17 protein-coding genes and 1 pseudogene are annotated in these 15,685 nt (G+C 69.0%); 11 read left to right on the top strand and 7 right to left on the bottom strand.

All coding sequences use genetic code 11. The annotated features are described in order from the left end of the window. Positions 1-16: 16 nt before the first annotated feature. Genes ASF44_RS29585 through ASF44_RS29570 form a run of 4 tightly spaced genes read right to left on the bottom strand, consistent with a single transcriptional unit; the run spans position 17 to position 2,910 of the window. Positions 17-424, bottom strand: a complete 408-nt coding sequence (locus ASF44_RS29585; RefSeq protein WP_056902830.1) for a PaaI family thioesterase — start codon at positions 422-424, stop codon at positions 17-19. A gap of 18 nt (positions 425-442) precedes the next feature. Then, on the bottom strand, positions 443-820 hold the full coding sequence (locus ASF44_RS29580) for a DUF1090 domain-containing protein (RefSeq protein WP_056902829.1): 378 nt from the start codon (positions 818-820) through the stop codon (positions 443-445). A 48-nt stretch (positions 821-868) separates the two neighbouring features. Beyond that, positions 869-1,657, bottom strand: a complete 789-nt coding sequence (locus ASF44_RS29575) for an SDR family oxidoreductase (protein WP_056902828.1) — start codon at positions 1,655-1,657, stop codon at positions 869-871. Between the two features lie 44 nt (positions 1,658-1,701). Further along, positions 1,702-2,910, bottom strand: coding sequence for an SMP-30/gluconolactonase/LRE family protein (locus ASF44_RS29570; protein ID WP_056902827.1), 1,209 nt, complete (start codon positions 2,908-2,910; stop codon positions 1,702-1,704). A 150-nt stretch (positions 2,911-3,060) separates the two neighbouring features. Between ASF44_RS29570 and ASF44_RS29565 the strand changes: the two genes are divergently transcribed. The 5 genes from ASF44_RS29565 to ASF44_RS29545 all read left to right on the top strand — a co-directional run bounded on the left by ASF44_RS29565 (position 3,061) and on the right by ASF44_RS29545 (position 8,167). Then, on the top strand, positions 3,061-4,371 hold the full coding sequence (locus tag ASF44_RS29565) for a replication-associated recombination protein A (RefSeq protein ID WP_056902826.1): 1,311 nt from the start codon (positions 3,061-3,063) through the stop codon (positions 4,369-4,371). Positions 4,372-4,535: 164 nt separating this feature from the next. Further along, positions 4,536-5,465 (top strand): branched-chain amino acid ABC transporter permease, encoded by a 930-nt coding sequence (locus tag ASF44_RS29560; protein WP_056902825.1) that lies wholly within the window; start codon positions 4,536-4,538, stop codon positions 5,463-5,465. Between the two features lie 10 nt (positions 5,466-5,475). Continuing rightward, complete coding sequence (locus ASF44_RS29555; RefSeq protein WP_082525128.1) at positions 5,476-6,669, top strand: branched-chain amino acid ABC transporter permease; 1,194 nt, start codon at positions 5,476-5,478, stop codon at positions 6,667-6,669. A 12-nt stretch (positions 6,670-6,681) separates the two neighbouring features. Next, positions 6,682-7,452, top strand: a complete 771-nt coding sequence (locus ASF44_RS29550) for an ABC transporter ATP-binding protein (protein ID WP_056902824.1) — start codon at positions 6,682-6,684, stop codon at positions 7,450-7,452. Between the two features lies 1 nt (position 7,453). Further along, on the top strand, positions 7,454-8,167 hold the full coding sequence (locus ASF44_RS29545; RefSeq protein ID WP_056902823.1) for an ABC transporter ATP-binding protein: 714 nt from the start codon (positions 7,454-7,456) through the stop codon (positions 8,165-8,167). Positions 8,168-8,270: 103 nt separating this feature from the next. Here the strand turns inward: ASF44_RS29545 and ASF44_RS29540 are convergent, their stop codons facing one another. Next, the gene (locus ASF44_RS29540) at positions 8,271-8,819 is read right to left on the bottom strand and encodes an NUDIX hydrolase (protein ID WP_056902822.1); all 549 of its coding nucleotides are present in this window, start codon (positions 8,817-8,819) and stop codon (positions 8,271-8,273) included. 59 nt (positions 8,820-8,878) lie between these two features. Next, positions 8,879-9,577 (bottom strand): fumarylacetoacetate hydrolase family protein, encoded by a 699-nt coding sequence (locus ASF44_RS29535; protein ID WP_056902821.1) that lies wholly within the window; start codon positions 9,575-9,577, stop codon positions 8,879-8,881. 251 nt (positions 9,578-9,828) lie between these two features. Here ASF44_RS29535 and ASF44_RS29530 point away from each other — a divergent pair, with 251 nt between their 5' ends. The 4 genes from ASF44_RS29530 (at position 9,829) to pgeF (ending at position 13,250) form a co-directional block, all read left to right on the top strand. Beyond that, positions 9,829-10,503: an OmpA family protein gene (locus ASF44_RS29530; protein ID WP_082525127.1), complete on the top strand. Its 675-nt coding sequence runs from the start codon at positions 9,829-9,831 to the stop codon at positions 10,501-10,503. 76 nt (positions 10,504-10,579) lie between these two features. Then, positions 10,580-11,815 carry an MFS transporter gene (locus tag ASF44_RS29525; RefSeq protein ID WP_056902820.1) on the top strand — a complete coding sequence of 412 codons (1,236 nt, stop codon included), beginning with the start codon at positions 10,580-10,582 and terminating at the stop codon, positions 11,813-11,815. Between the two features lie 41 nt (positions 11,816-11,856). Next, the gene (gene maiA, locus ASF44_RS29520) at positions 11,857-12,507 is read left to right on the top strand and encodes a maleylacetoacetate isomerase (protein WP_056902819.1); all 651 of its coding nucleotides are present in this window, start codon (positions 11,857-11,859) and stop codon (positions 12,505-12,507) included. Then, positions 12,507-13,250 (top strand): peptidoglycan editing factor PgeF, encoded by a 744-nt coding sequence (gene pgeF / locus ASF44_RS29515; RefSeq protein ID WP_056902818.1) that lies wholly within the window; start codon positions 12,507-12,509, stop codon positions 13,248-13,250. Before maiA ends, pgeF begins: the two co-directional genes overlap by 1 nt. Here pgeF and ASF44_RS29510 read toward each other — a convergent pair. Then, complete coding sequence (locus tag ASF44_RS29510; RefSeq protein WP_056902817.1) at positions 13,179-13,502, bottom strand: hypothetical protein; 324 nt, start codon at positions 13,500-13,502, stop codon at positions 13,179-13,181. The two genes, pgeF and ASF44_RS29510, sit on opposite strands and share 72 nt — an antisense overlap. Positions 13,503-13,595: 93 nt before the next feature. Between ASF44_RS29510 and phaC the strand changes: the two genes are divergently transcribed. Both phaC and ASF44_RS29500 read left to right on the top strand, forming a co-directional pair. After that, the gene (phaC, locus tag ASF44_RS29505; RefSeq protein WP_056902816.1) at positions 13,596-15,293 is read left to right on the top strand and encodes a class I poly(R)-hydroxyalkanoic acid synthase; all 1,698 of its coding nucleotides are present in this window, start codon (positions 13,596-13,598) and stop codon (positions 15,291-15,293) included. Positions 15,294-15,348: 55 nt separating this feature from the next. Then, positions 15,349-15,685 (top strand): annotated as a pseudogene (locus ASF44_RS29500) (acetyl-CoA C-acetyltransferase); the annotation flags it as partial.

Genomic DNA, 15,685 nt, shown 5'->3' with positions numbered 1-15,685 from the left:
CCAGCGCCGCGTGGCGTCAGCCGCTGGCCATCACCAGCTGGGTCTGCGTGACCACGGCGCAGAGCTTGCCGTCGGCGTTGCGGATGCTGGTCTGCCAGACCTGGGTGGTGCGGCCGCGGTGCAGCGCCACGCACTCGCCCGTGACCACGCTGCCTTCCCTGGCGCCAGCCATGAACTTGGTGCTGGAGTCGGTCGTCGTCGTGCGCTGGCCGGCGGCGAGCTGGACGAAGGTGCCGACGGCGCCCAGCGTGTCGGCGAAGGCCATGTACGCGCCACCGTGCAGGATGCCGCCGGCCGTGCACAGGTCGGGCCGCACGGTCATCTCGGCCAGCACGCGTTCGGGCGAGAGCGCAGTCAGGCGCACACCCATGAGGCCGGGAAACAGCGGATCGAGGCGGGCCTGGACGGCGGCGAGGTCGGACATGGCGAGGGATTCCCCGGGCTATTGTTGGAGCGGCTTGCGGGCTTCGGCGAGTTCGCTGCGTGCTTCGCCGAGCTTGTCCGCGCGCCTGGCGATCTTGCGCTTGTCGCCCTTGCGCTCGGCCTCGCGCAGTTCGCTCTCGCGCTCGGCGACTTCGCGTTCGGCCTTGGCGATGCGCTCCTCACGCTCGCGCGCCAGCAGAGCATCGGAACAGTTGGCCTTGTTGGCATTCAATGCACGCTGCAGGCCACGCAGTTCCTGGCTGCGGCCGCGCGCGCGGGCTTCCGAGATCTGGCTTTCGATGTTGGAGCGCTTGGCAGCGCAGGCCGGCGACTCGGCCGCGGTGGCGGGCAGGGTGCAGAACAGCGCGATGGATGCGCAGATCGCCAAGCTCTTCATGGAGTGTCCTCTGATGGATGGGCGGGCCATGGCATGGGCGCACGTGCGTCAGTGTTCCGCCGCCTGCTGGCTGTGCCGCGCGTGCAGCTTCTGCATGCCGCCCAGCCAGCGCTCGTAGTCCTGGCCCTTGGCGCGCAGGTACTGCAGCACCTCGGGGTGCGGCAGCACGAGGAAGCGGCCGTCGTGCATGGCCTGCACCACGTCGCCGGCCACCTGCTCGGGCGGCAGCACGCCGTCGTGCGATGCCGAGCTGCCCGAGCCCTTGACCATGGGCGTGCGCACCGACTGCGGGCACAGGCAGGCCACGCCCAGGCCGCGCCGGCCGTAGGCGATGCGCAGCCATTCGGCAAAGGCCACGGCCGCGTGCTTGGTCACGGCGTAGGGCGCGGTCTCCACGATGCTGAGCAGGCCCGCGGCCGAGGCCGTGACGAGGAAGAATCCTTCGCCACGTTCCAGCATCTCGGGCACGACCGCGCGCGCGGCCCAGACGTGGGCCATGCCGTGGACCTGCCACATGGCGTTCCACAGTTCGTCGTCGAGCTCGATGCCGCCGGGCTGGCCCAGGATGCCGGCATTGGACAGGTAGGCATCGACCTGGCCGAAGCGTTCGCGCGCCGCCGCGACCAGCGCCTGGATCTCGGCCTCCTGGCGCACGTCGCAACGCAGGGCCAGGCCCACGCCCGCGGGCAGGCTGTCGGCCACTTCCTGAGCCGCCGCCTGCTGGATGTCCGCGACCACCACGCCACGCGCGCCCTCGGCGGCGTAGCGCTGCGCCAGGCTGCGGCCGATGCCGCTGGCCCCGCCCGTGACGATGACGACCTTGTTCCGTATGTCCATGCCTGACCCCGTGGATGCGCGTGCGCGCGACAGGCGCGAGTGTGTCAGCTCGGTGCCGCGCCCTGTGTCGCGGTGTAGACGGCATAGACCGACTGGCTCGCGATCATGAACAGCCGGTTGCGCTTGGGCCCGCCGAAGGTCAGGTTGCCGCAGACCTCTGGCAGGCGGATGCGGCCGATGAGCTTGCCCTCGGGGTTCCAGACCGTCACGCCGTTGTAGCCCACGGCCCGGCCCGCGTTGCTGGCCGACCAGATGTTGCCGAACACGTCGGCCCGGATGCCGTCGGGCCCGCACTTCACGCCATCGACCATGCAGTCGGTGAACACGCGCTGGTTGGACAGCTTGTTGTCCGCGCCCACGTCCAGCACATGGATGTCGCCCTTGCCGGCCGGGCCGGTGCTGGACACGTAGAGCTTCTTGAAATCCGGCGAGAAGCACAGTCCGTTGGGATTGGGCACCTTGTCGTCGGCGACCACGGCATCGAGCCGGCCGCTGGGGTCCCAGCGGTAGACCTGGGTCGGTAGCTCCTGGCGCGCATCGCTCACGCCGGGCGGCTGGCCGAGGCGGTTGTTGAGCCGGCCCGCGCGGTTGCTCTTGCCGCCGGCCGGGTCGGGCGTGCCCTCGTACAGCTGCGCGCCGTAGGGCGGGTCGGTGAACCAGATGCTGCCGTCGGTATGCGGCACCGCGTCGTTGGGCGAGTTCAGGCGCTTGCCCTGCCAGCGGTCGGCCAGGATGGTGATGGAGCCGTCGAGTTCGTAGCGCACCACGCGGCGCGTGAGGTGCTCGCAGGCGATCTGCCGGCCCTGGTAGTCGAAGCAGTTGCCATTGCTGTTGTTCGACGGACTGCGGAACACCGAGACGTGGCCATCGTCCTCGATCCAGCGGTGCTGGCGGTCGGCCGGGATGTCGCTCCACAGCAGGAACCTGCCGACCGAATTCCAGGCCGGGCCCTCGGCCCAGCCGGCGCCGGTCCACAGGCGCTGGATCGATGCGTTGGGTTGGGCCAGGTCGTTGAAGGACGGGTCGACCGCGATCACGTCCGGGTCCCAGAAGTAGGTGGTCGGCGGTGCGCCGGGACCGAACTCGCGCGGCGGCGTGGTGACGGTGCTCGGCGGGCCTGGCGTCTTGCCCTGGGCCCAGGCACTGGCACCGGCCAGTGCCGCGGCGCCTGCGCTGGCCCGCGCCAGGAAGCGCCGCCTGCCGTGCATGGATGCATTGCTGTCGCCCAACCCCTGCTTGTCCGCTGTCGCCATGGTTGTCTCCTTATGTTGGCGGGTCGCACCAGGAAGCGCCGCCACGATAGTTGTGTCGGCCGCGTCGCACAAGGTTGCGGGCCCGGGCGTTACATCTGGTTGGAACTTGCGTGGCGCAAGGGGCGGTCGCGGGCACCGGACAATGGCGCCATGGCTTCCGCTCCCCGCCCTCCAGCAGCACCCCACCAGCCCCTGCCCGAACGCCTGCGCCCCAAGACCCTGGGCGAGGTCGTCGGCCAGCAGCACCTGCTGGGCGAGGGCATGCCGCTGCGCATCGCCTTCGAGTCCGGCCGGCCGCATTCCTGCATCCTGTGGGGGCCGCCCGGCACCGGCAAGACCACCATCGCGCGGCTCATGGCCGATGCCTTCGATGCGCAGTTCATCGCCATCAGCGCGGTGCTGGGCGGCGTCAAGGAGATCCGCGAGGCGGTGGACCGTGCCACGCTGGCGCGCGACGGGCTGGAGCAGCGCGGCACCATCGTCTTCGTCGACGAGGTGCACCGCTTCAACAAGAGCCAGCAGGACGCCTTCCTGCCGCATGTGGAGAGCGGCCTGTTCACCTTCATCGGCGCGACCACCGAGAACCCCTCGTTCGAGGTCAACTCGGCACTGCTGTCGCGTGCCGCGGTCTACGTGCTGCAGCCGCTGGGCGAAGAAGAGCTGCGCCAGATCGTGGCCCGGGCCCAGGCCATCGACGCTGTGCCCGCCATCGAGGACAAGGCGCTGGATCGGCTCATCGCTTACGCGGACGGCGATGCGCGCCGCCTGCTCAACACGCTGGAGACGCTGTCCGTGGCGGCCCGCCAGGAAAAGCTCGCGCGCATCGACGACGCCTGGCTGGTGCGCGTGCTGGGCGAGCGCATGCGCCGCTACGACAAGGGTGGCGACCAGTTCTACGACAGCATCAGCGCGCTGCACAAGTCGGTGCGTGGCTCCGATCCCGATGCCGCGCTGTACTGGCTCGTGCGCATGCTCGACGGCGGTGCCGAGCCGCGCTACATGGCGCGCCGCCTCGTGCGCATGGCCAGCGAGGACATCGGTCTGGCCGATCCGCGCGCGCTGCGCCTGGCGCTCGATGCCGCCGAAGTCTATGAACGCCTGGGCTCGCCCGAGGGCGAACTCGCGTTGGCCGAGTGCGTGGTCTACCTGGCCGTGGCGCCCAAGTCCAACGCGGTCTACACCGCCTACAACCAGGCGCGTGCGTTCGTGAAGCAGGACGGCACGCGGCCCGTGCCCATGCACCTGCGCAATGCACCAACCAAGCTCATGAAGAGCCTGGACTACGGCAAGAACTACCGCTATGCGCACGACGAGGACGACGGCTTCGCGGCCGGCGAGCGCTACTTTCCGGACGACATGGACGAGCCGCAGTTCTACCGTCCGGTCGCGCGGGGCCTGGAGCTCAAGATCGGCGAGAAGCTCGCCGCGCTGCGCGAAAAGAACCGCCAGCAGCGCGGCTGAGACCGCTGGTTTTACAGAGGGAAAACCCCGGCTGAATACATCCCGGGAGGGTGCATGCCCGTGACTACAATCCCGCCCCAACCCGCTGCTGGCACAGGCTTGGCGGGCTTTTTGCTAGCCCTCACGAAGGGCTACGCGCAGGGCGTTCCGCAACGGAGAAGAAGATGGATATCTTGCTACAGCAGATCATCAATGGTCTGGTCATGGGCAGCATGTACGCGCTGGTGGCCCTGGGCTACACCATGGTGTACGGCATCATCAACCTCATCAACTTCGCGCATGGCGAAGTGCTCATGGTGGGGGCATTGACAAGCTGGTCGGTCATCGGCCTCATGCAACAGAACATGGCGGGCACGCCGGGCTGGATCATCCTGATCATCGCCATGGTGATCGCCTGCGTGGTGGCCGCCGCACTCAACTTCGTGATCGAGAAGGTGGCCTACCGGCCGCTGCGCAACAGCCCCAAGCTGGCCCCGCTGATCACCGCCATCGGCGTCTCCATCCTGCTGCAGACGCTGGCCATGATCATCTGGAAACCCAACTACAAGGCCTATCCCACGCTGCTGCCCAGCGACCCCATCCACATCGGCGGCGCGGTGATCTCGCCCACGCAACTGCTGATCCTGGGGCTCACCGCCGTCTCGCTGGCGGTGCTGATGTGGCTGGTCAACTTCACCAAGCTCGGCCGCGCCATGCGCGCCACGGCGGAGAACCCGCGCGTCGCCGCGCTCATGGGCGTCAAGCCCGACGTGGTGATCTCGGCCACCTTCATCATCGGCGCCGTGCTGGCGGCGATCGCCGGCGTGATGTACGCCTCCAACTACGGCACGGCGCAGCACGCCATGGGCTTCCTGCCCGGCCTGAAGGCCTTCACGGCCGCCGTGTTCGGCGGCATCGGCAACCTGGGCGGTGCCGTGGTCGGCGGCATCCTGCTGGGCCTGATCGAGGCCATCGGCTCGGGCTACATCGGCCAGCTCACCGGCGGCGTGCTGGGCAGCCACTACTCCGACATCTTCGCCTTCATCGTGCTCATCATCATCCTCACGCTGCGGCCCTCGGGCCTGCTGGGCGAGCGGGTGGCGGACCGGGCCTGAGGAACACGCCATGAGCTTCCTGAAGAAGAACAAGCCGCTGACCCTGGTGGTCTGCGCCATCGTGCTCATCGCGTTCCCGCTGGTGCTGCAGAACTTCGGCAACGCCTGGGTGCGCATCGCCGACATGTCGCTGCTGTACATCATGCTGGCGCTGGGCCTGAACATCGTGGTGGGCTACGCCGGCCTGCTGGACCTGGGCTTCGTCGCGTTCTTCGCGGTCGGTGCCTACATGTTCGCGCTGCTGGCCTCGCCGCACCTGACCGACACCTTCGCGGCCTTCAAGGCCATGTTCCCCAACGGCCTGCATTCATCGCTGTGGCTCGTGATACCGCTCGGGGCCGGCATCGCCGGCCTGTTCGGCATGTTGCTGGGCGCGCCCACGCTCAAGCTGCGCGGCGACTACCTGGCCATCGTGACGCTGGGCTTCGGCGAGATCATCCGCGTGTTCCTGAACAACCTGGACCATCCCGTCAACATCACCAACGGCCCCAAGGGCATCAACCAGATCGACTCGGTCAAGCTGTTCGGCCTGGACCTGGGCCGCTCGCTCAAGATCGGCGACTTCACGCTGCCGTCGGTCACGCTGTACTACTACCTGTTCCTGCTGCTGGTGCTGGTCAGCATCCTGGTCTGCTACCGGCTGGAGGTCTCGCGCATCGGCCGCGCCTGGATGGCCATCCGCGAGGACGAGATCGCCGCCAAGGCCATGGGCATCAACACCCGCAACATGAAGCTGCTGGCCTTCGGCATGGGCGCTGCCTTCGGCGGCGTGGCCGGGTCCATGTTCGGCGCGTTCCAGGGCTTCGTCTCGCCCGAGTCGTTCAGCCTCATGGAGTCCGTCATGATCATCGCCATGGTGGTGCTGGGCGGCATCGGCCACCTGCCCGGCGTGGTGCTGGGGGCGGTGCTGCTGTCGGCGCTGCCCGAGGTGCTGCGCTACGTCGCCGGCCCGCTGCAGGCCATGACGGACGGCCGGCTCGATGCGCCGATCCTGCGCCAGTTGCTGATCGCGCTGGCCATGATCGTCGTGATGCTGCTGCGTCCACGCGGCCTGTGGCCATCGCCCGAACACGGCAAATCGCTGAACAAGAAGACGGCACCCGATCCGGTGCCCGGTTCGGCGCAGGCGATCACGCCCGGCGTGGACACCCCGGCCGACGCCGTGCCCGGCGCGGCCAACCGTCCCATGTCCATCAACCCCTGAAGCGAGACGGACATGGCAGAAACGGTTCTCAACGTCAGCGGCATTTCCAAGCGTTTCGGTGGATTGCAGGCCCTGAGCGATGTGGGCATGAAGATCGAGCGCGGCCAGGTCTATGGCCTGATCGGTCCCAACGGTGCCGGCAAGACCACCTTCTTCAACGTCATCACCGGGCTCTACACGCCCGACAGCGGCAGCTTCGAGCTCGCGGGCAAGCCCTATAAGCCGACGGCGGTGCACGAAGTGGCGCAGGCCGGCATCGCGCGCACCTTCCAGAACATCCGGCTGTTCGCCGAGATGACGGCGCTGGAGAACGTGATGGTGGGCCGCCACGTGCGCACGCGCTCGGGCCTGTTGGGCGCGATCTTCCGCACCAGTGGCTTCAAGTCCGAGGAGCTGGCGATTGCCAGGCGCGCGCAGGAACTGCTCGACTACGTGGGCATCGGCAAGCTGGCCGACTACAAGGCGCGCACGCTGAGCTATGGCGACCAGCGCCGGCTGGAGATCGCACGCGCGCTGGCCACCGACCCGCAGCTGATCGCGCTGGACGAACCGGCCGCAGGCATGAACGCCACCGAGAAGGTGCAACTGCGCGAACTGATCGACCGCATCCGCAAGGACAACCGCACCATCCTGTTGATCGAACACGATGTGAAGCTGGTGATGGGCCTGTGCGACCGCGTGACCGTGCTCGACTACGGCAAGCTGATCGCGCAGGGCACGCCGGCCGAGGTGCAGAAGAATGACAAGGTGATCGAGGCCTACCTCGGCACGGGAGCGCATTGAGATGACCGTCTTGTTGAAAGTCCAGGGCCTGCAGGTCGCCTACGGTGGCATCCAGGCCGTCAAGGGCATCGATTTCGAGGTGCGCCAGGGCGAACTGGTCTCGTTGATCGGCTCCAACGGCGCGGGCAAGACCACGACCATGAAGGCCATCACCGGCACCTTGCCCGCCAGCGGCGGCCAGATCGAGTACCTGGGCAAGCTGGTGCGCGGGCAGGGCGCGTGGGACCTCGTCAAGCAAGGCCTGGCCATGGTGCCGGAGGGCCGCGGCGTGTTCGCGCGCATGACCATCACGGAAAACCTGCAGATGGGCGCCTACACGCGCAACGACAAGGCCGAGATCGCCAAGGACATCGAGAAGATGTTCAGCATCTTCCCGCGCCTGCGCGAGCGCAAGGACCAGCTGGCCGGCACCATGTCCGGCGGCGAGCAGCAGATGCTGGCGATGGGCCGCGCGCTCATGAGCCGGCCCAAGGTGCTGCTGCTGGACGAGCCCTCCATGGGCCTGTCGCCGATCATGGTCGACAAGATCTTCGAGGTGGTGCGCGACGTGCACGCGCAGGGCGTGACCATCATGCTGGTCGAGCAGAACGCCAGCCGCGCTCTGGCCATCGCCGACCGCGCCTACGTGATGGAGTCCGGCATCATCACGATGAACGGCGACGCCAAGACCATGCTCAGCGACCCCAAGGTGCGGGCCGCCTATTTAGGCGAGTGAGCGCCGCGCGGGGCGGTCTTCAGCCAGCGCGTTCTCGCTGTGCGGCGCGGGGCGCCGGCCGAACGGCGCATCGCTGAGCGCGGCCGCGTGGCGGCAGGCGCCGCTACGCGATGTCCAGCTGGTGCAGGCCGAAGCGGCCCGCCTTGCGGTCGGCAAAGAACCACTGCAGCGTCTCGCGCACGGTCTTGAACGCGATCTCGTCCCACGGGATCTCGTGCTCGTGGAACAGCCGGGCCTCGATGGTCTCGTGCCCGGGATCGAAGCGGTCGTGCAGCAACTGGGCGCGGTAGAACATGTGGACCTGGCCCACGCGCACCACATTGATGAGGCTGAACAGCTCGCCCATCTCGTAGGCCGCGCCAGCCTCTTCGTCGGTCTCGCGCGCCGCGCCCTGGGCCGTGGTCTCGCCCAGCTCCATGAAGCCGGCCGGCAGCGTCCACTTGCCCCAGCGCGGCTCGATGTTGCGCTTGCACAGCAGCACGCGCTCGTCGAGCACCGGCACCGTGCCGACCACGATCAGCGGGTTCTCGTAGTGGATCGTGTCGCAGGCCGGGCAGACCGCACGCTCCTTGGTGTCGCCGTCGTCCGGCACGCGGTAGACCACGGCGGTACCGCAGGCGCGGCAGTGCTTGATGGGGGGGCGAAAGCTCATGGCGGGGCAGTGTAATCAGGACGGGCGGCTGCGCTCTGCGCCGCCTGTCCATCCGCGCATCAGCCGGCAATCCTGACTGTCAGGCTCTCCAGCCCCGCGACGCCGCCGGACAGCACGTCGCCCGCCACCACGGCTGCCACGCCTTCGGGCGTGCCGCTGTAGATCAGGTCGCCGGGCTGCAGCGTCCACGCGGCCGACAGGTGTTCGATGGTCTCGGCGATGTTCCAGATCAGCTTGGAGACATCGCTGCGCTGGCGGTCCTGGCCATTGACCTGCAGGAAGATCTCGGCCTTCTGGACATCGCCGGCCTGCGCCACCGGCGTGATCGGGCCGATCGGCGCGGACTGCTCGAAACCCTTGCCGATGCACCAGGGCCGGCCCTGTTTCTTCATCTCGCCCTGCAGGTCGCGGCGCGTCATGTCCAGGCCCACGGCGTAACCGTAGATGTGCTTGTGCGCATCGGCCGCCTGGATGTTGGCGCCGCCCGTTCCGATGGCCACCACGAGTTCGATCTCGTGGTGCAGGTCCCGGGTCAGGCTGGGGTAGGCGATGGCACCGGTCTGCCCCGCGGGCACGGGCACCACCGCATCGGCCGGCTTCATGAAGAAGAACGGCGGCTCGCGGCCGGTGAAGCCCATCTCCTTCGCGTGCTCGGCGTAGTTGCGGCCGACGCAGTAGACGCGGTGCACGGGGAAGGTGGCGGCCTGGCCGACGACAGGCACGGCAACGGTGGGGGCGGGGGGGAAGACGAAGCTCATCGCAACCTTTCTGCTTGGGAACGGAGGCCCGCATGCTGCAGGCCGTGCGCGGGGCAGTGTGCCATGTGCCGGTCCACCCTGCACCCACCGATGCACCCACCAGTGCATGCGGCGCCGTCCGACACGCGGCTGGCGCGCTGGTGGCTGGCCTGCCGCCGATCACGCGCGTACAACCCGTAGCACATCGTCATCGGTGGGTGGGTGTTGCTCGGGTGCAATGCCACCGTGATCCACAACAACAGGAGTCTTCCATGACCTCGGTCCGATCCTCTTCTTCCTTCTCCGCTTCCTCCTCCCGCATCGCGCCGCGCGCCGGCGTCGCCGCCGTCGTGCTGGCACTGGCCCTGGGCGGCTGCGCCAACATGAGCGAGACGCAAAAGGGCACGGCTGTCGGCGCTGGCGTCGGTGCCGGTGTCGGCGCCCTCGTCGGCCAGGGCCGCGGGGCGGCCATCGGTGCCGGTGTCGGCGCGCTGGGCGGCTACATCTGGTCCTCGCACATGCAGAAGAAGAAGGCCGAGATGGAGCAGGCCACGGCTGGCACCGGCGTCGCCGTGACGCAGACGGCGGACAACCAGCTCAAGCTCGACATCCCCAGCGACATCTCGTTCGACACAGGCCGGGCCGACATCCGCCCGGCACTGCGCCCCATCCTCGACCAGTTCGCCAGCGGGCTGCGCGACCAGCCCAACACCGAGGTGCGCATCATCGGCCACACGGACTCGACCGGTTCTGACGCGGTCAACGACCCGCTGTCCCTGCAGCGGGCCAACAGTGCGCGCGACTATCTGGCCGTGCGTGGCGTCGACGCGCGCCGCATCCTCACCGCCGGCCGCGGCTCGCACGAACCCGTGGCCGAGAACAGCAGCGATGCCGGCCGCGCCAAGAACCGCCGCGTCGAGATCTTCCTCGCGGAACGCCAGGGCTGAGCCGCCGGCATCGGCGCCCTCGACGCCGATTGACCCCGTCCGCGCGCGGGCGGGGCGGCTTGCCTAACATCGGCGGATGCTTTCTTCTTCCGATACCAAGGCACCCGAGGCACCGCGCGGCCTGCCGCACGGTGCCTTGCTCGCTTTGGGCCTGGCCGCGTTCGGCAGCGCCTTCGCCATGCGCCTGACCGATCCGCTGCTGCCGCGCCTGGCGCAGGAGTTCTCCGTCCCGCTGGCGCAGGCCGCGCAGGTGGTCACCGTGTTCTCGATGGCCTATGGCTTGGCGCAACTGCTGTTCGGCCCCATGGGCGACCGGTTCGGCAAGTTCCGCGTCATCGGCTGGGCGGCCATGGCCTGTGCGCTGGCATCGGCGGCCTGTGCGTTGGCGCCTGGCCATGCTGCACTGGTCGGTGCGCGGCTCGTGGCCGGCGTGGCGGCGGCCGCCATCATCCCGCTGTCCATGGCCTTCATCGGCGACATGGTGGCCTATGCCGACCGCCAGCCTGTGCTCGCGCGGTTTTTGGTCGGGCAGATCCTGGGCATGTCCAGCGGCGTGGTCGTCGGCGGCCTGGCGGCCGACCACCTGGGCTGGCGCCTGCCGTTCTGGGGGCTGGCGGCGTGGTTCGTGCTGATCGCGCTGACCATGCAGCGCGTCGGCCGGCGCGTGCCGCGCCCGCGCGGCGCCCCCGCCGCCGGCCATCCCGTGCGGCGCATGGCCGGCGAATTCGCCAAGGTGCTGTCGGTGCCCTGGGCGCGCGTGGTGCTGGCCACCGTGTTCCTCGAAGGGGCGTGCATCTTCGGTGCCTTCGCCTTCATCGCCGTGCACCTGCATGCGGTGTTCGACCTGCCGCTGGCCGCGGCGGGCGCCACGCTGATGGCCTTCGGCGGTGGCGGCATCCTGTTCGCGTTCGGCGCCCGCCCGCTGGTCGCGCGCATGGGCGAGACGCGGCTGAGCGCCTGGGGCGGCGCCATCGTCGCGCTGGCCTTGCTGGGCATAGCTTGGGCCCCGGCCTGGTGGTGGGCCGTGCCGGGCTGCCTGGCCGCGGGCCTGGGCTTCTACATGCTGCACAACACGCTGCAGACCAATGCCACGCAGATGGCGCCCGAACGGCGCGGCGCGGCCGTGTCTTCGTTCGCGTGCTGCTTCTTCCTGGGCCAGGCCATCGGCGTGTGGCTGGCCGGCCTGTCGGTCGGCGAACACGGCACCCGGCCGCTGATGGCGGTGGGCGCGCTCGGCACGCTGGCGGTGGGCCTGGCGTTCGGCCGGCTGCGTGCACGGCAATCGGCCCGGATGCTCGCCGCTGCGGCGTGAGGCATCCCGATAATCGCCCGTCCCATCCCTGCCCCGCCGCCATGAAGCTCTACAGCTACTTCCGCTCCTCGGCCTCCTACCGCGTGCGCATCGCGTTGGCGATCAAGGGCATCGCCTACGACTACCAGCCCATCCACCTCGTGAAGGGTGAGCAGCGTGGCGACGCCTTCGCGGCCCTGTCGGCCGACCGGCTGGTGCCGGTGCTCGAGGTCGATGGTGTGCCACTGGCGCAGTCCATGGCCATCATCGAATACCTGGAGGAGACGCACCCGCAGCCGCCGCTGCTGCCGGCCGAGCCGCTGGCCCGCGCCCAGGTGCGTGCGCTGGCGCAGACGATCGCCTGCGAGATCCACCCCATCAACAACCTGCGCGTGCTGAAGTACCTCTCGCACGAGCTGCAGGTGGACGACGCCGCCAAGAACGCCTGGTACCGGCACTGGTGCCGTGCCGGGCTGGAGGCATTCGAGCGCCAGCTGGCACAGCTGCGCGCGTCGCGCGGCGCTGCCACCTTCTGCTTCGGCGAGAGCCCCACGCTGGCCGACTGCTGCCTCGTGCCGCAGATCTTCAACGCGCAGCGCTTCGCGGTCGAGCTGTCCGGCCTGCCGCTGACCATGGCCGCCCACGAGGCCGCGATGGCCCTGCCGGCCGTGCAGCGCGCCCAGCCGTCGGCCTGCCCGGACTTCGAGGCCTGATGGACCTGCTGGTTCCCGACTGGCCTGCGCCCGCCAGGGTCCGGGCCCTGCACAGCCTGCGTGCGGGCGGCGTCTCGGCCCCGCCGTATGACAGCCTCAACCTGGGCGACCATGTGGGCGACGACGCCGCCGCCGTTCAGCGCAACCGTGCCTTGCTGTCCGCGCGGTTGGGCGCTGCGCCGGTCTTCATGCAGCAGGTGCACGGCACGGCCGTCGAGAGCCTGCCTTGCGCGCACGCCGTGCCGGTGGCCGACGCCTGCATGAGCCTGCAGCCCGGCGTGGCCTGCACCATCATGGTCGCCGACTGCCTGCCCGTGCTGTTCTGCGACACCGAAGGCCGCGCCGTCGCGGCGGCGCATGCCGGCTGGCGTGGCCTGGCCGCAGGCGTGCTGGAGAACACCATGGCCGCGCTGGACCGGGCCGTGCCGCAGGCGCAGTGGCTGGCCTGGCTGGGGCCGTGCATCGGCCCGTCGGCCTTCGAGGTCGGCGAAGAGGTCAGGGCCGCGTTCGTGGGGCAAGCCGCCGCAGCGGCAGGCTGCTTTCGCCCACACGCCCCTGGCAAGTGGTTGGCCGACCTGCCCGCACTGGCGCGGCTGCGGCTGGCCGCGTCGGGGCTGCAAGGCATCCACGGCAACGATTCCAGCGCACGGTGGTGCACCGTCGGTGCGCCTTCAAGGTTCTTTTCGCACCGGCGCGACCGCGTCAGCGGGCGCATGGCTGCCTGCATCTGGCTCGCCGGCTGAGGCCGCGCTTCGCGCGTCGTTCTGCGCTTCCTTCTGCGCGTCGTTCTGCGCAGCGAACTCGGCCGCCTCGCGCGCGCGCAGCAACTTGCGCCGCGCCGGCGCCAGCATCAGGTAAACCACCAGTGCCACCGGCAGGAGCCCGTAGAGTACAAAGGTCACCAGGGCGCCGAGCAGCGTGCCCTGCGTACTGGTGGCCTCGGCCACTGCCATCATCAGCGCCACATACACCCAGGCGATCACGACCAGATACATAACGTAAAAGAAGTTGCCGCACCTCACAGGGTGCTGTTGTAATCAGGGTTTACCCCAGGTTTGCTGGGGCTTTCAAAGGGTCGAGGAGACGCGATGCATTCTCAGGCAGACTGGGCGCAGGCCGCCCAGCAATTCCAGAGCCTTATGGGCGACATGCTGGCCAAGGCCATGCAGCAAGGCGGCGGCGCGCCGACCGGTGTACCTGGCGCAGCGGCCTTGCCCGCGCTGTCGTTCGCGCCGGACAAGCTGCAGGAACTGCAGAAGCAATACCTCGGCGAGGTCGGCGCGCTGTGGAGCCAGAAGATGCAGCAGTCGCTGCAGCGAGACAAGCGTTTCGCCAGCGAGGCCTGGTCCGGCAACCCCGTGGCGGCCTTCTCTGCGGCCAGCTACCTGCTCAACGCACGCACGTTGATGGGCCTGGCCGACGCCGTGCAGGGCGACGGGAAGATGCGCGCACGCGTGCGCTTCGCGGTCGAGCAATGGATGGCCGCCACGTCGCCCAGCAACTTCCTCGCGCTCAACGCCGAAGCCCAGGCGCTGGCGCTCAAGACCAAGGGCGAGAGCATCGCCAAGGGCATGCAGAACCTGCTGCACGACCTGCGGCAGGGCCATGTGTCGATGACCGACGAAAGCCAGTTCGAGGTCGGCCGCAACGTCGCCACGACCGAGGGCGCCGTGGTGTTCGAGAACGAACTGTTCCAGCTGCTCGAGTACAAGCCGCTCACCGCCAAGGTCTACGAGCGGCCTTTCCTGCTGGTGCCGCCCTGCATCAACAAGTTCTACATCCTCGACCTGCAGCCCGAGAACTCGTTGATCCGCTATGCCGTGGAGCAGGGCCACCGCACCTTCGTCGTGAGCTGGCGCAACCCCGACCAATCGCTCGCGCAGAAGACCTGGGACGACTACATCGAGGATGCCGCCATCCGCGCCATCGGCGTGGTGCAGGACATCACCGGCGCCAAGCAGATCAACGCGCTGGGCTTCTGCGTGGGCGGCACCATCCTCACCACGGCCGCGGCCGTGCTGGCCGCGCGCGGCGAGAAGCCCATCGCCGCACTCACGCTGCTGACCACGCTGCTGGACTTCACCGACACCGGCATCCTGGACGTGTTCATCGACGAGAACATGGTCAAGTACCGCGAGATGCAGATGGGCAAGGGCGGCCTCTTGCCCGGCGGCGACCTGGCCTCCACCTTCAGCTTCCTGCGGCCCAACGACCTGGTGTGGAACTACGTGGTGGGCAACTACCTCAAGGGCGAGACGCCGCCGCCGTTCGACCTGCTCTACTGGAACAGCGATTCCACCAACCTGCCCGGCCCCTTCTACGCCTGGTACCTGCGCAACACCTACCTCGAGAACCTGCTGGTGCAGCCCGGCCGGGCCACGGTCTGCGGCGAGAAGATCGACTTTTCGAAGCTCGACCTGCCGGTCTACATCTACGGCTCGCGCGAAGACCACATCGTGCCCATCGGCGGCTCGTACGCGTCCACGCAGCACTTGCCGGGCAAGAAGCGTTTCGTGATGGGTGCCTCGGGCCACATCGCCGGCGTGATCAACCCACCGGCCAAGAAGAAGCGCAGCCACTGGATCGGCAGCGACACCAGGTTCCCCGCCGATGTGCAGGACTGGCTGGCCGCGGCCACCGAGCATCCCGGCAGCTGGTGGACCGACTGGTCCGGCTGGCTGGCCGGCCATGCCGGCCGCCAGGTCGCCGCACCGCGCGGCTATGGGCGCGCACAATACAAGGCCATCGAGCCTGCGCCGGGCCGCTACGTGAAGGCCAAGGCCTGATCCCGCGGTACCGCATCCCCGATTTCCGCAACCCCAAGCATCGTTAGGAAGAGACATGGAAGACATCGTCATCGTCGCAGCCACCCGCACCGCCGTCGGCAAGTTCGGCGGCAGCCTGGCCAAGATCGCCGCGCCCGAGCTGGGCGCCACCGTCGTGCGCGAACTGCTCGCGCGCGCAAAGCTCGAGACCGGCCAGGTCGGCGAAGTCATCATGGGCCAGGTGCTGGCCGCCGGCGCGGGCCAGAACCCGGCGCGCCAGACCGTCGTCAAGTCCGGTCTGGACAAGTCCACCCCCGGCCTGACCATCAACGCCGTCTGCGGCTCGGGCCTGAAGGCCGTGATGCTGGCCGCCCAGGCCGTGGCCTGGGGCGACAGCGACATCGTGATCGCCG

Origin of the sequence: Pseudorhodoferax sp. Leaf274 (assembly GCF_001422445.1) — a bacterium.
Lineage (GTDB): Bacteria > Pseudomonadota > Gammaproteobacteria > Burkholderiales > Burkholderiaceae_C > Pseudorhodoferax.
The sequence above is the reverse complement of the archived record's forward strand: the minus strand, read 5'-3'. Positions and strand labels throughout refer to the sequence as shown.